16 protein-coding genes are annotated in these 13,742 nt (G+C 38.7%); 11 read left to right on the forward strand and 5 right to left on the reverse strand.

Annotated features, from left to right (window positions below; translation table 11 throughout):
* Positions 1-150: 150 nt before the first annotated feature.
* The gene (locus tag IPM34_08370) at positions 151-594 is read right to left on the reverse strand and encodes a hypothetical protein (GenBank protein MBK8955555.1); all 444 of its coding nucleotides are present in this window, start codon (positions 592-594) and stop codon (positions 151-153) included.
* A gap of 160 nt (positions 595-754) precedes the next feature.
* On the opposite strand from IPM34_08370, the gene IPM34_08375 reads away from it, so the two are divergent.
* The 8 genes from IPM34_08375 to IPM34_08410 all read left to right on the forward strand — a co-directional run bounded on the left by IPM34_08375 (position 755) and on the right by IPM34_08410 (position 5,597).
* Positions 755-1,348 (forward strand): hypothetical protein, encoded by a 594-nt coding sequence (locus IPM34_08375; GenBank protein MBK8955556.1) that lies wholly within the window; start codon positions 755-757, stop codon positions 1,346-1,348.
* 6 nt (positions 1,349-1,354) lie between these two features.
* The gene (locus IPM34_08380) at positions 1,355-1,957 is read left to right on the forward strand and encodes a hypothetical protein (GenBank protein MBK8955557.1); all 603 of its coding nucleotides are present in this window, start codon (positions 1,355-1,357) and stop codon (positions 1,955-1,957) included.
* A gap of 354 nt (positions 1,958-2,311) precedes the next feature.
* A complete protein-coding gene (locus IPM34_08385) occupies positions 2,312-2,671 on the forward strand; it encodes a hypothetical protein (GenBank protein MBK8955558.1) in 360 nt (119 codons plus the stop codon).
* 151 nt (positions 2,672-2,822) lie between these two features.
* Entirely contained in the window at positions 2,823-3,341 is a 519-nt protein-coding gene (locus IPM34_08390; GenBank protein MBK8955559.1) for a hypothetical protein, read from the forward strand.
* Positions 3,342-3,345: 4 nt separating this feature from the next.
* Positions 3,346-3,861, forward strand: a complete 516-nt coding sequence (locus IPM34_08395) for a hypothetical protein (GenBank protein MBK8955560.1) — start codon at positions 3,346-3,348, stop codon at positions 3,859-3,861.
* A gap of 255 nt (positions 3,862-4,116) precedes the next feature.
* On the forward strand, positions 4,117-4,707 hold the full coding sequence (locus IPM34_08400) for a YtxH domain-containing protein (GenBank protein ID MBK8955561.1): 591 nt from the start codon (positions 4,117-4,119) through the stop codon (positions 4,705-4,707).
* A 19-nt stretch (positions 4,708-4,726) separates the two neighbouring features.
* Complete coding sequence (locus IPM34_08405; protein MBK8955562.1) at positions 4,727-5,167, forward strand: hypothetical protein; 441 nt, start codon at positions 4,727-4,729, stop codon at positions 5,165-5,167.
* A 25-nt stretch (positions 5,168-5,192) separates the two neighbouring features.
* Positions 5,193-5,597 (forward strand): hypothetical protein, encoded by a 405-nt coding sequence (locus IPM34_08410; protein MBK8955563.1) that lies wholly within the window; start codon positions 5,193-5,195, stop codon positions 5,595-5,597.
* Positions 5,598-5,873: 276 nt separating this feature from the next.
* Here IPM34_08410 and IPM34_08415 read toward each other — a convergent pair whose 3' ends face one another.
* The 3 genes from IPM34_08415 to gyrA all read right to left on the reverse strand — a co-directional run bounded on the left by IPM34_08415 (position 5,874) and on the right by gyrA (position 10,384).
* On the reverse strand, positions 5,874-6,350 hold the full coding sequence (locus IPM34_08415; GenBank protein MBK8955564.1) for a nucleoside triphosphate pyrophosphohydrolase family protein: 477 nt from the start codon (positions 6,348-6,350) through the stop codon (positions 5,874-5,876).
* A 91-nt stretch (positions 6,351-6,441) separates the two neighbouring features.
* Positions 6,442-7,734, reverse strand: a complete 1,293-nt coding sequence (locus tag IPM34_08420) for a hypothetical protein (GenBank protein ID MBK8955565.1) — start codon at positions 7,732-7,734, stop codon at positions 6,442-6,444.
* An 82-nt stretch (positions 7,735-7,816) separates the two neighbouring features.
* Entirely contained in the window at positions 7,817-10,384 is a 2,568-nt protein-coding gene (gyrA, locus tag IPM34_08425) for a DNA gyrase subunit A (GenBank protein ID MBK8955566.1), read from the reverse strand.
* Positions 10,385-10,518: 134 nt separating this feature from the next.
* Here gyrA and ubiE point away from each other — a divergent pair, with 134 nt between their 5' ends.
* Positions 10,519-11,298: a bifunctional demethylmenaquinone methyltransferase/2-methoxy-6-polyprenyl-1,4-benzoquinol methylase UbiE gene (gene ubiE / locus IPM34_08430; protein MBK8955567.1), complete on the forward strand. Its 780-nt coding sequence runs from the start codon at positions 10,519-10,521 to the stop codon at positions 11,296-11,298.
* Between the two features lie 17 nt (positions 11,299-11,315).
* Complete coding sequence (locus IPM34_08435; protein MBK8955568.1) at positions 11,316-11,987, forward strand: PorT family protein; 672 nt, start codon at positions 11,316-11,318, stop codon at positions 11,985-11,987.
* On the opposite strand, the gene IPM34_08440 is transcribed toward IPM34_08435, so the two are convergent.
* Positions 11,959-12,558, reverse strand: coding sequence for a DUF479 domain-containing protein (locus tag IPM34_08440; GenBank protein MBK8955569.1), 600 nt, complete (start codon positions 12,556-12,558; stop codon positions 11,959-11,961). The two genes, IPM34_08435 and IPM34_08440, sit on opposite strands and share 29 nt — an antisense overlap.
* A 75-nt stretch (positions 12,559-12,633) precedes the next feature.
* Between IPM34_08440 and ychF the strand changes: the two genes are divergently transcribed.
* Entirely contained in the window at positions 12,634-13,728 is a 1,095-nt protein-coding gene (gene ychF / locus IPM34_08445; protein MBK8955570.1) for a redox-regulated ATPase YchF, read from the forward strand.
* Positions 13,729-13,742 lie beyond the last annotated feature (14 nt).

The raw sequence follows: 13,742 nt of genomic DNA on the forward strand, positions 1-13,742 counted from the left end.
CACAATGATAATCCTGCGTTTAAATTTAAAAACATACTCAATGTTTTTTTAAATAACCCTAGCCTATTGACAACGATTATTTTTTTAAATACTTGTTTGTTTATTGAATTTTAAATATCGCGATTTAAAATTCAAAACTTCAAATGCCTTTTATTGTTCAACAACAAGAAATTTCCAGATTGATATTTCCTTATATTTTTCGCAAAATGGGTAGTATAGTGGATATGGTAAGGAATATCTAGTAGAGTCGATGAATTGAAGAGTATTATTTGTATCAAGGTCAAAGAGGTGGAGAGAATATGAATATTCATATGGGATATAATTGTAACCAGGATCAATGTAGAACTTATATGGACCTGCACTTGAATTTTGAAATAAATTTTTATTAGAAACGAATATGGTATCTTTATTTTCTTCGATTATTAATAAGATCAGGTCAGGTCCATCATTCGCATCCCAAGGTTGACCTGAAGTATTTGCAGGAATTGAATCTACTTCTACTCTGATAAGTTTGGAGGGCCTTTCAGGGAAGTCATTATTAAAACATCCACCGAAAATTAATATTATGACGAAAGGAATTGATAATTTCAGCATTATTTGTAAGGTTCTTTAATGAAACGAAATTAATATTTTCTTATTATATTTGGAATAATATCATAAATTTGAGAAGCTCAAACGACATTAAATTAATAGAAAGGAATGTGTGCCAATTAGCCTGTTATCTTTACTTTGACCCATTTTAAAACTTTAATAAATGAAGATATTCGTTGTTATTGCGCTTTTATTCTTTCAGGTAAATCTTTTTGGCCAAATATATGCTGAAATAAATGCAGGAATAAATTATTCTAATGCTTTTCAAAGATTTTCTCCACTTAATATATACGACTTAGATAGTGATTTCGATTGGAAAGTCGGACTTGGATTAGGGATAAAAGTTAAAAACAAATGGATTTTAAAGTCGGGAATATATGCCTCGTTAAGAACTTCGAAAGGCGCAATTCTTTTTGGACCTCCTGGTTTTAAAGTTAGATCAACATTTTCTTTTTTTGAAATTCCGGTAATTTATTACCGGAATTTTCTTCACAAGAATTTGTATTTGGGCGGTGGATTTGTTAATTGCTTTCAAGTTGCACCTGCCACGCATTTAATAGATGAAAAGACATTTCAGATTGATTTGTCGTTAAATGCAAAATATTACCTAACTAATAGATTGAACGTTGAGCTATCTTACCAATTAGGGGATGTTTTTAGTTTGTTCAACACAGAAAAAAGTAGATATTTATTTTCTACCGGTAATTTATCTATCAATTTTGCATTTATTAGCATTAAAAATAAAATTACAAACTAATCAAGTATGAAGAATCTATTTAGATTAGTACTAATAATTGTGTCGAGTTGTCTTTTACTTGCCTGCGAGAAACATTCATTAGGTTTTGAAAGGGTAGTTAGCATTAATGAAATACGCGATTATTTACCCGATGCGATTTTTAAAAGTGGAAAAGTAGTCTATAAAAATCAGTGGGGAAAAGAGTGGATTCTTGATATCGTATATCGAGAATATATAAATAATTTAAGCTATAAAACAGAAGTATACGAAGCTGAAGAATTTAGAATTACATTGGTAGACACGAGTGTAAATTTTTCTATTGTTCTACAAGGAGGTGCAAATTATACTGACGGAGGATTGGTTAAAACATTAATATGTTACTTAATGCCTTTTAATGAAAGTGGCTCACTAATTTTTAATATTTTCTTTCCTTTAAGTGTTAAAAAGCAAAGAAGTTCAAATTTTGCGAGCTTAATAAGCATCAATAACAAAGAATATAAGGATGTGTATTTTGCAAAAAGTTCTTCAAGTCAGTTTTACTCGCAAATGTTTATCAATCGAAATGAAGGCGTTGTTGCATTTGAAGATAGATTCAATGAAATTTGGACTTTTGACCGATATATTGAGTAATTTTGTAATACGCACTCCCCTTTCTAAACTGCAATAAACAAAAACATGTATGCGAGCAACAATTTTTAACAATCGTTTCGCGGCCGCATAATTCGGTTTGTCAACCGTACTTATACCAATGGGATATTTATTGCTCCCGGTGGCGATTTAGGCCGATTTGAATTTTAAGTTCCTTGTTGACGGCACAAGAACATCAGACAGTCATTATCTGGTCATTCACGATCCTGGTTTTTGATAATTTTCTGGGCATTGTGGGATTGGTATCGCTGGGCGGATTAATGAGAAGCCTTGAGGTGTTTCTAGTCATGCAATCCGGGATTTTCGTTAGCTGCCGGGCTTTATTGGTTGGGTCGATTGCAAGAGGCATATTTTTTGGATATGGGTGCCTGGGGCGGTTGGAAACTGACAACGATTGAACAAAGTAATCAGGAACCTTTTGTGGGAAGCATGGATGTCACTTATCAATGGGTAAGTTGTTTCCGGCGCATGGGTTACATGTTCTTTCGTCTGGGATTGATACCAGTTGGACTTGCTTTTATCGAGGATTCATTTTTTCCAAAAGCATTTGGATATATTGCGATGGCCTTTGGTGTGCTTGGAATCGCAGTCATGCTCATCGATGATTCGGGAACCGGATTTTACCCGGTGGTCAGAGCTGTCTATACTTTGTTCTTTTTATTACTTGCTTATCGGTGTTGGAATAATTTGAAATAGAATTCAAGCTTGATTTTAGTTAAATTCAAAAATTAATATGATCTTTTTACAATCATTCTATGACCACGTTAAATAAATAAGTCCGGGTTTTTAATAAATTTTCTCTGAATATTTAGAGATTTTATATTATATTAGCCTGAAATTTACCAACATGGACATCTTCTATAATTCAAAGTTCCCTCTCCGTTTGGCACTGTTAGCCATCTCTTTGGTGAGCTGGAATCTGTTATTAACATTCTTTAATGGCTATGGGCTAAACAGCACTTCCTTGTTGATAAATTTTTCGCTTTATGCTGTTAGTTTTGCCGTACTTCTTATTCATTATTGGTACAGACCCAAATACTATGCCGACGATATCAAAATTCAATCGGAGGATCCAAAGCGGTTCTTTGAAAATCCGGAATTGATGGGGCAATTGGTATCACTTGCAGCCCATTATGGTTTTCAACGCCAGCAGGATTACCGGGAAGCCGCTGAAAAGAAATTGCTCACACTCTCCAGAAACCGGGATATACTGGAAGACCGGGGAGGGGCCAATATGCAAATCTGGAATTCTGAAAATGGGCTATTAAACATTCAAATCAACCTGAAGAACAGCAAGATGCCAGGGAATGCGTCGTACCAAGAATTTTATACGCTGAGTGAAGAAATCCGGGATTTATTAAAATGAAATAATGTCCACAATCCAAGTCATTCCAAGTACAAATTATTACCGAAGGTTAGCTTTTTGGGTTATTTACACTTTGGTTATGATTATGGTCTACGACCTTATTTTGAATAGGATTTCTCTGACCAGCATCTGGCTGGCTATTCCAGTTGGTTTGTTTTTTTATGGATGTCTTTCACTCATTGCTAAAATTCGCCCTGCACTTGTCGAAGATGAGCTTTTAATAAAGCTCAAAGACTCCAAAAATTTGTTTTCCAATCCCGATCTGCTGAGGAGCTTGGTCGTATTGGCCGGCCATTATGGTTTTAGGCGAATGGAAGACTATCAGGACATCATTAATGCAGCTGAACTGTTTATGGAGCGGAAAGATGGGGATGAGCTGCCGGCTACTTTAAGAATCTCACTCGCTGGGCAGCAAGAACTTGAAATTCATATGCAGCTGCTCTATCGCAATATTCCGTCCATCGGCCCATTCAATGAATGGAAAGCTTTGAAAAAGGAACTTCTCGAAATTCTGGGCTAAAAAACAAACCTGGATCAGATAACCCAGGTTTGTCAAAGGATGGTTAGCAATTTCCAAATATGTATCCGGACGAAATTGTTGGCATAAGGATAGGGCTTTTTTGAAGAATTATTTGGGCGATTGATTGAGTTGGGCTAATTACTTATTGAATGAGCTGTTTTCCTGATTAAGTACATAGTGCAATTTGAGCTGTTGGTCGATTTCAGGGGTATTTTATCCGCTAATCAGTTCTTTTGCAGTAAATTTGTCAATACTATGGGCATATTACAACGCATCAAATCCTGGTTTGTCTCTGAACCTCGCGAAGATTCCGGGTTTTCTCAACGAACGGACGATTTTGAAATCTACTCCCCTACCCCCAGGCAACCGTCTTCCGAAGTCAGGGCAGAAGCCTTCGCTGACAAAGCCAAAGAATTTATCTCCGGTACAGTTGATGAGGTAAAGCAGCAGGGCTCGGCATTGTGGGATGAGGTTAAAGAACAGGCAGGAAATCTGGAAGAATCCACCCGGGAATTTCGAGAAAATCTCAAACAAAAAGCGCAGGATGCGGTTGAAAAAGTGGAGGACTTTGTCGACAAAACACTTGAAAAAGCAAAGGCTTTGGAAGAACAGGAACGAAATGAAAACCCGGACAAGGACGGAGATGGAATCGCTGATAAACCAATCGATTTTGGAAAAGATTTAAAAAGCGGACATCCTGGCTTTTTCGAAAAAGCTGAAGCCTGGCTCAAAGAAAATGAAGGCCAAAAATTTAATCCGGAACCAGACAACAGCTCTAAAAAACTGGAACCCCTTGAATTGCCGAATGATCCTGAAGAGGAAAAGAAAACAGAATCCGAATTATAATTATTAAAAACAATACGATATGGGACTTAAAAATTTTCTGAATAATCTCTTTGGAAAATCCAAAGAAAGTACGCATCAGTTGATGGAAAAAGCTGAACAAAAACTCGATCAACTCGAAGACAAAGGGGAATTGATGGTTGAAAAAGCTAAAGATTGGGCCGAAGACAAAGTTGAAGATCTCAAAAAATCGGCTGCGGAAACCATCCATAAGGTAAAGGAATCAGAAACTTATAAAGCAGCGGAACAAAAAGTTGAAGCTGCATTGGATAAAGCGGAGGACTTTATGGAAAAGATTGAAGACAAATTCGAAGATCTGAAAGATAAAATCACCGGAAACGATGATAAAAAATCTGAATCTTCATCGGCAGATTCCGGTTCTTCACCCGCTTCAACATCACAAGACAGTCCAACAAATGAAGACTCAACAACTTCAGGTGATTCTGCCACGCCTGCTAGCTGATGCTACTTAACAAATTTGCTTTGTAATGAAAAAGATAGCATATTTCCTGGCAGCTTTGTTTGTGTTGGGTTTATTGGCATGTCGTACGGATCCCAAAGGAGGTCAAAAGAAATCATTTAAGGATGAATTTTATATTGACAAGGATTGGATTGAAGTTCATTTTGATAAAGCTATGCCAACCGAAAAGCTCGTTGAAATCCGGGAGCGGCTTGCTGGAGTGGGAATTGTTCTCAAATATCTGAACATACAAAGGGATTCAAATAAGCACATGACGAATTTTCAAATTGAGGTACACGACGGCAAAGGCAGTATAGCCAGATCCAGAACTGAATTTCTCGATGAAATCCCATACGGAATCAGGATTAAAAGAACAGAACCATCAAACGACCAGTTTAAAGTGGGTCCGCTTTATCAAAAGCGTCCGCAGTAATTGTTGAAAATTGTTTAAAAACGAAGTGCTATTTGGTTGTTTCCTGCAGAAGACGCAGAATAATACATTCAAACAAAAATGTACAATGTTCTTAGAAATGAATCAATTATTTTTTTAGAAACGAAGTGTTATTTGATTCCCGTAAATGACGCAAAATAGTTTATTCGAACAAAAGTGTATCGTGCTCTAAAAAAAATTTAAAGAACATTACACTCACCAATTAAAATTAAAATCTCATCTGCGTCATCTGCGAAATCTGCGGGAACTTTTTTCTTTTTAAATCAACTTTTGCAGATTTGCCGGACTGTAGTTGACTGACTTAAGGACTTTGCCATCTTCTTTCCGGTACACCAGAAACTTTCCATCTTTAATGATTATTTCTGATTCGACTTGCTTCTCATTTCTGTATTTTTCCTGGGTCTCTATCGCTTCCTCTAAGTTGCTGCATGCTTTGCTCATATTGGAGCGTTGAACCTCATCGAACAAGGATTTAAACTTAGAGCCTAATCCAAATTCGAGAATCGCACCTGAAAGCACATATTGCAGATCGCACAAGGCATCTGCAATTTCAACTATATTTTGTTGTTCGATTCCTTCTTCCAATTCGCGAAGTTCTTCTGCCAGCAAGGAGATCCGCAGTTTACATCTTTCCATGGAAGGGATCTGTGGTTCTTCAAGAACCGGCATATTGAATAAATGATGAAAAGCCCCTACCCCATTGAGTGCTTCAGGTTCTTCAAATTTTTTTATCATGATATTGGTTTGAGTCAATTGTGTAATGGTATAAAAAAAGAAGGTACAGTGTTGATGCTGTACCTTGCTTTAATTATTTATTTTTTAACTATTAGTTTCCCAAGGCTTCAAGTTTTGTCTTGTAAGCATTTGATTTATCGAACATGGATTTTTTTGCATAGATCTCTTTCAATGCAATCAAAGTATTTTTATCCTGAGGCTCCAGTTTTTCAGCCTGCTCAAAATATGGAAGTGCCTTATCGAAGTAACTTTCCATTTCTGCTTTTTTCTCGTTGTATTTTTTAGTGCCTTCTTTGGTATAATCAGAACTGAGTTTGTTGGCGTCTTTGGAAATCAATGCAGCTTTGTTGTAATACAGGGCACCAATGCTGTACAAGGTATTAAAATCGTTTGGGTTGATCCTGGCCGCTTCCAGATAATATTTTTCTGCGTTTGTGTAATGTTCATTTCCTTTTTCAATGTTACCTGCATCCCAGTCGGCTTGACATAAATTGTCGTACACATTGCCTAGTGTGGTGTATACCGACACATTGTTGGGTTCTTTTTCAATGGCCATTTTCAATTTATCCACCAATTCATTCAGTTTTCCTTTTTTTAGAAAATGATTGATTTCTGTAAAGAGCAATGAAGTTTCATTTGGAAATTTTTTGCGGCCTTCATCCAGTACCATCTCCGCTTTTGTTGAATCGATCGGAGCATAGTAACGATACAGGCCTTCATAAATGTAGGATTCATTGTAATTCAATGTCCTGAGTTCTTCCAGATAAGGAGCTGCTTCTGCAAGAAGATTACCGTTGACGGCACATGCAGCTGCGAGATATTTTTGCTTCTTCAGATCTTCCTCATTTGGGAAAATACTTTTTTGCCCGCCGGTGGTTACTATTTTGTCAATTTCAACCACGGCTGCAAATTGCTGGTATGCTGATTTGAAATCGTTAGCTTCATACGCTTTTAAACCATAATTATTAAGGGAACGGGAAGTCTCTGTAAGTGCTGCCAGTATTTCTTTGGTTTCATACGATTTGGTAGCCAGCTCTTTTGCTTTTAACCAGGATTGGTATGCTGTCATGGCGGCGTCGGCAAATTTCAATTGGTATGTTTTTCCAAACTGCTGTGTGATCAATATCGAATCGCTCTCAAATGCACATACAGCATTGTATACTTTTCCTTTAACGTTCCAGGTTTTGAATGCACCCGCTACACTGGGATCTGCACTGGCAGCATCGATCAGCGATTTGGCTTCCCATAATTTGGAAAGATTGGCCGCAGGATCCAAATAGTAATTGGCTAGCCTGCTGTCGGCTTTTTTAACGTCCTTCTGAGCTTCCTGTGCGGATAAGTTTGCGCAGAGGCTAAAAATAAAAAGGATTAGAAAGTTTTTCATTTTTATAGTTTTATGATATAACTGTTTAGACAACAAATTAATTCTTTTGTCAATTAGATTTTTGTTAAGATATTTTTAAATATTATTCTTCGCTGTCATCCGATTTTCCGGAAGTAAATCCTTCGTTTTCATTCGATTGAACTGATATCTGATCATTTTGATTTTCGGCCTGATTTTCAATCTGATCCTGATCCAGCGCATCTTCCACTCTTTCGATCACGGTGACATCTGCTATTTCATCGCCTTCATCCAATCGTATTAATCTAACGCCTTGCGTGGCCCTTCCCATAGACCGCAACTCGCTGATTTCCATCCGGATCACAACTCCCTGTGTCGTGGTGATCATGAGATCATGTATGTCACTTACATTTTTAATGGCAATGAGATTTCCTGTTTTATCTGTTACTTTTAATGTTCGAACTCCTTTTCCTCCTCTGTTGGTAACGCTGTAATCTTCAAGCGGTGTTCTTTTACCATTTCCTTTCTCGGATACCACGAGAATGGTAGTTTCAGGATCGTTGGGATCCACGCAAACCATTCCTATAACCTGATCATCGCTGTTTTCATCGAGTTTGATGGCTCTGACGCCTGCAGCATTTCTTCCCATCGCTCTTACTTTCGCTTCGGAAAAACGGATGGCTCGCCCTTTTCGATTTGCGATAACCACTTCACTTTGTCCGTTGGTGAGCCTTGCATCGATGAGTTGATCTCCTTCATTGATTGAAATCGCAATGATCCCGCTGGACCTAGGTCTGCTGAAATCTTCCAGACTGCTTTTTTTGATGATGCCATTCTTGGTACACAACATGATGAAGTGCGATTCCAGAAAACTTTTGTCTTCGAGATCTTCAATATTGATATAGGCTCTGACTTTATCTTCTTTTGGCAATTCAACCAGATTTTGGATAGATCTTCCGGTACTGGTTTTGCTGGCTTCCGGGATTTCATATACCCGCAACCAGTAGCATTTACCCAGTTCTGTAAATAACAATAGGTAGTTGTGGTTGGATGCAACAAACATATGTTCTATAAAATCCTCGTCTCTTGTTTTGCTTCCGGTCGATCCTCGTCCACCGCGGCTTTGTGTTCGATACTCTGTTGCTTTTGTTCTCTTGATATATCCCAAATGCGAAATCGTAACGATAACCTGATCGTTGGCGATCATGTCTTCTATATTGATATCTCCATCGACCTGGGTGATGTCTGTGCGACGAGCGTCGCCGAATTTGTCTTTGATTTCAGAAAGTTCTTGCTTGATAATTTGACGTTGAAGCGTTTCATCGGCAAGAATGGTTTCAAGTCTTTCAATTTCTTTGAGCAAAGCTTCGTATTCTTCCTTGATTTTATCCCTTTCAAGTCCGGTAAGTCTTTGCAGTCTCATGTCGAGAATGGCTTTTGCCTGAATTTCCGACAATTGAAACTGATTTATCAAACCGTTTCTTGCATCTTCTACCGTTCTCGAAGATCGTATAAGTTGTATCACTTCGTCGAGATGATCCAAAGCAATCAAAAGGCCTTCCAGGATGTGGGCTTTCTCTTTAGCGATGCGCAATTCGTATAAAGTGCGCCGAACAATTACTTTAATCCGGAAGGAAATAAATTCTGAAATCAATTGATGTAATCCAAGTGCTACCGGGCGTCCGTTGACCAATGCAATGTTGTTGATTCCTATACTGGTTTGAAGCGGAGTATATTTATACAGATTGCTCAACACCACGTTTGCAATGGCATCTCTTTTAAGCTCGATGATCACGCGAATGCCCTCGCGATCCGATTCATCGCGGATATCGCTGATCCCAACGATTCTTTCCTCGTTGACCAGATCTGCCATTTTCTGGATCATCAGGGCTTTGTTGACCTGATATGGTATTTCTGAGATTAAAATGATTTCTCTGTTATCGACCGTTTGGATTTCTGCTTTCCCTCGGAGCAGGATTTTTCCTTTTCCCGTTTCGTAAGCATCGCGGATGCCGCTGATGCCGTATATCGTTCCTCCGGTTGGTAAATCCGGACCCGGAATGATTTTTATGAGTTCTTCCAGACTTATATCGGGCTGGTCGATCATCGCAATGACACCGTCGCAGACCTCTGTCAAATTATGAGGGAGCATGTTGGTGGCCATACCCACTGCAATCCCTGAGGAACCATTGATAAGCAGATTGGGCACCTTCGATGGCAGCACGGTGGGTTCTTCCAGACTATCGTCAAAATTAAATTTCCAGTCAACTGTATCTTTATTGATGTCGTCGAGCAACTGATCAGATAACCTGGATAGCCGGGCTTCGGTATATCGCATGGCAGCCGGACTATCGCCATCCATCGATCCGAAATTGCCCTGTCCGTCGACAAGCGGGTACCTCATGGACCAATCCTGTGCCATTCTTACCATGGCGTCGTAAACGGAACCATCTCCATGTGGATGGTATTTACCGAGGACTTCCCCAACAATTCTGGCGGATTTTTTAAAGGGTTTATTGTAGGGCACACCCAATTCATGCATGCCATACATTACTCGTCTGTGAACCGGCTTCAGCCCATCTCTTACATCCGGCAAAGCTCTGGCAACGATAACCGACATGGAATAATCGATGTACGAACTTCGCAATTGTTCTTCTATACTGACCGGGATAATTTTGTCTTGTTCCTGCATATTTTCTTTTCCAAAATAAAGTGTGCAAAGTTACAAAACCGAATGCAGAAAATTCAGTGATTTTAAGAAAATAAATAAGTTTAAAAAATTAATTCACAATAAGTTATATATATTTAAAAGAATAATTTCAAAGCATGACCAGACATTCGTCGGGCGTCGCTAAATTTGTGCAAAATTTAAGATTGCAAACCGTCAATCCATACCAAAACGAAGGTTCCAAAAAATCTCAGGTTGCTCAAATGTTTACGAAAATTTCGGGCAGCTACGATTTTTTAAATAGTTTTCTATCTCTCGGAATTGACAGAATTTGGAGGAAAAAACTGGTTGCATCCCTTCCTTTTTTATCAGATGCTTCTGTTCGGTTTTTAGATCTTGCAGCCGGTACCTGCGCTTTATCGCTTGAAGCAGTAAAAAGCTACCCCCATGCACAAATCGATGCCGTCGATATTTCGGAAGGCATGCTGCAAAAAGCCGAGGTTCTGCTTCGTAAAAAGAATAAGCATGAGCAGATCCGTTTGAAATTGGGCGATGCGGAAGCGCTCGATTTTAGCAACGACACATTTGATGCGATATTTATTGGTTTTGGTGTCAGAAATTTTGAAAATGTAAATCTTGGCCTGGCAGAAATGTACCGTGTTTTAAAGCCGGGTGGAGCGTTGCGTATCCTGGAATTTTCAAAACCCCGCAGCGGCATCTTTAAATACTTATTCAATTTCTATTTCAGATTTATTTTACCGGTCGTCGGAAATTTATGGTCAAAAGATAAAAGAGCATATACTTACCTCTTTGAATCCGTGCAACAATTCCCGGATTACGAACGTTTTATTGCGATTATGGAGTCTGAGCAATTCGCAGATTGCCAATTCAAACCTCTCACATTTGGAATATGCACCATTTATTCAGCAAAAAAATAAATTTCCTTTTCGCTTTTTTGATCCTTCCTGTATTGCTGAGCAGTCAGGATCATGCCAAAAGTTATAATTACAATACGTTTAAGAATAAATCACATTATTTCGGGCTTACAATCGGATACAATTCGAGCGGGTATAAAATTGAACACTCCAGGAGGTTTATTCAGAATCCCGATTTCAGGTGGAATGAAGGGATCAGCAATCCGGGACTCACCTTGAGTATGATCACTAATTTCAAACTTGGGCAGAATTTTGATTTCAGGATTTTACCCAGTATTGCCCTATCCTACCGCACTCTGGCTTATCAGGCTCTAAACAGCGCTGTAGAGCAAAAAGAACGCAATGAATCGGTATTTGGAGAATTGCCTTTACTTGTCAGGTTTACCAGCGCACCTTACAAAGACAAAAGGGTTTTTGTTATCGGCGGAGTAAAATATTCATATGATTTTTCATCCAACAGCAAATCAGATAAAAATCAATTCAACATCGTCAGAATTTCACCTCATGATTTTCATTTAGAAATCGGAGCTGGAATGCAATTCTATCTTCCTTATTTTATTTTTTCTCCTGAGATTAAGTTTTCTCATGGACTGAATAATATCCTCATTTACGACTCAACACTTCCCGAGTCGACCATTATTGAAAAATTATTCTCTAAGAGTTTCACAATCTCACTTCATTTTGAAGGCTGATCCACTTTTGACATTCTTGTCGTAGATCCGGATATAGGGAATTGAATAAGTCCAGGTAATCATCCATATTTTTACTGAATGGATCCATAATTGCAGTAAGATCGCAATCGAATTTTAATTTCTGGTTCATTCGTCTTAACACCTGTTCAACACCTTCGAGTGTTCTGTATTGATCCATCCACTGATGGTCTACCATCGATTTTGTTATGGTTTTTGCAGGTTCTGGAATTAAATGAAGATTTTCAATTAATTTATCGTAATTCCAATCGGTGAACGTATCAAAGTGAGCAGCACCATATTTATTCCACAAGAGGTACATGAGATGATCGCAGACAACATCACTGACTACTGAAGCATACTTATGAATATAGGGATGAAAACTTGCATTCATTTTTAGCCAGGACGTGTGATTGTTTGACAAATGATCGATAAGTTTATGTAATTGTATACCGGCTTGTAATTCTGGAGGCTGTTTGTTTTTTAAAGCACGCGGCAGCAGATCAAATACAAAATTGCCCACCAGATAACCAGAGTTTGGGTAAGACAAGGATAAGTGTACCAGATAATTCATCAGATTCTGCTAAAGCTATATTATTCGGCGGATAAAAAGTATATTTTTCTAATTTTGCGCTCTTAAAATTTTAAAATGGGTTTGCAATGTGGAATCGTAGGTTTGCCCAATGTTGGAAAATCGACCTTATTTAATGCACTGACTTCTGCTGGGGCTTTAGCCGCTAATTATCCTTTCGCCACCAAAGATCCGAATGTTGGGGTGATAACGGTTCCGGATCTCCGACTCAATGCCCTCTCTGATTTGGTCAAACCACAGAGAATTGTTCCGACAACCGTTGATATTGTCGATATCGCAGGATTGATCAAAGGGGCATCAAAAGGCGAAGGTCTGGGAAATCAGTTTTTGGCCAATATTCGCGAAGTAGATGCCATCATCCATGTCGTTCGTGCTTTTGAAAATGACAATGTCGTTCATGTGGACGGTTCCGTCGATCCCGTGCGCGATAAGGAAATTGTCGACACGGAACTTATCCTTAAAGATCTGGAAACCATGGAAAAAAGACTCGACCGGATCCGAAAACAAACCAAAAGCGGCGATAAAGAAATTCTTAAGGAATTGTCTTTAGCGGAAGACCTCTATAAACATTTGGAAACAGGAAAACCAGCGAGGTCCTTTATTCAGGATGAGAGTACGATGAACGCAGTCAAATCGGCGATGCTGCTTACAGGCAAACCTGTTCTGTATGTTTGTAATGTCGATGAAGCTTCAATTCACACAGGAAATCAATTTACCAAGACATTTGAAGCAGCAGTTGCCGGTGAAAACGCAAAAGTCATTTTAATTTCAGCGGGTATTGAGGCGGAAATCACAGAATTGCCTGAAGAGGAACGGCAGGCCTTTTTTGATGAAATGAAACTCACCGAACCAGGGACTTATAAGGTAACGAGAGCTGCTTACGAGTTATTGAATCTCATTACATATTTTACCGCTGGTGAGAAAGAAGTGAGAGCCTGGACTGTTTTAAAAGGGTCTAAAGCGCCGCAGGCTGCCGGAGTGATCCATACAGATTTTGAAAAAGGATTTATTCGCGCCGAAGTAATCAAATACCAGGATTTTATTCAATACAAATCGGAAGCAGCCGTAAAAGCTGCCGGCAAAATGTCGACCGAGGGAAAGGAATACATTGTACAAGATGCAGATATCATGCATTTCTTGTTTAACGTCTGATCAGAAGCAGCAAC

The organism is Saprospiraceae bacterium, from assembly GCA_016716185.1.
GTDB lineage: Bacteria > Bacteroidota > Bacteroidia > Chitinophagales > Saprospiraceae > Vicinibacter.

Excerpts from the sequence above, each read along its gene's own strand:
- IPM34_08370 (MBK8955555.1), bottom strand. The coding sequence starts at position 594 with ATGCTGAAATTATCAATTCCTTTCGTCATAATATTAATTTTCGGTGGA.
- IPM34_08375 (MBK8955556.1), top strand. The coding sequence starts at position 755 with ATGAAGATATTCGTTGTTATTGCGCTTTTATTCTTTCAGGTAAATCTT.
- IPM34_08380 (MBK8955557.1), top strand. The coding sequence starts at position 1,355 with ATGAAGAATCTATTTAGATTAGTACTAATAATTGTGTCGAGTTGTCTT.
- IPM34_08390 (MBK8955559.1), top strand. The coding sequence starts at position 2,823 with ATGGACATCTTCTATAATTCAAAGTTCCCTCTCCGTTTGGCACTGTTA.
- IPM34_08395 (MBK8955560.1), top strand. The coding sequence starts at position 3,346 with ATGTCCACAATCCAAGTCATTCCAAGTACAAATTATTACCGAAGGTTA.
- IPM34_08400 (MBK8955561.1), top strand. The coding sequence starts at position 4,117 with ATGGGCATATTACAACGCATCAAATCCTGGTTTGTCTCTGAACCTCGC.
- IPM34_08405 (MBK8955562.1), top strand. The coding sequence starts at position 4,727 with ATGGGACTTAAAAATTTTCTGAATAATCTCTTTGGAAAATCCAAAGAA.
- IPM34_08410 (MBK8955563.1), top strand. The coding sequence starts at position 5,193 with ATGAAAAAGATAGCATATTTCCTGGCAGCTTTGTTTGTGTTGGGTTTA.
- IPM34_08415 (MBK8955564.1), bottom strand. The coding sequence starts at position 6,350 with ATGATAAAAAAATTTGAAGAACCTGAAGCACTCAATGGGGTAGGGGCT.
- IPM34_08420 (MBK8955565.1), bottom strand. The coding sequence starts at position 7,734 with ATGAAAAACTTTCTAATCCTTTTTATTTTTAGCCTCTGCGCAAACTTA.
- gyrA (MBK8955566.1), bottom strand. The coding sequence starts at position 10,384 with ATGCAGGAACAAGACAAAATTATCCCGGTCAGTATAGAAGAACAATTG.
- ubiE (MBK8955567.1), top strand. The coding sequence starts at position 10,519 with ATGACCAGACATTCGTCGGGCGTCGCTAAATTTGTGCAAAATTTAAGA.
- IPM34_08440 (MBK8955569.1), bottom strand. The coding sequence starts at position 12,558 with ATGAATTATCTGGTACACTTATCCTTGTCTTACCCAAACTCTGGTTAT.
- ychF (MBK8955570.1), top strand. The coding sequence starts at position 12,634 with ATGGGTTTGCAATGTGGAATCGTAGGTTTGCCCAATGTTGGAAAATCG.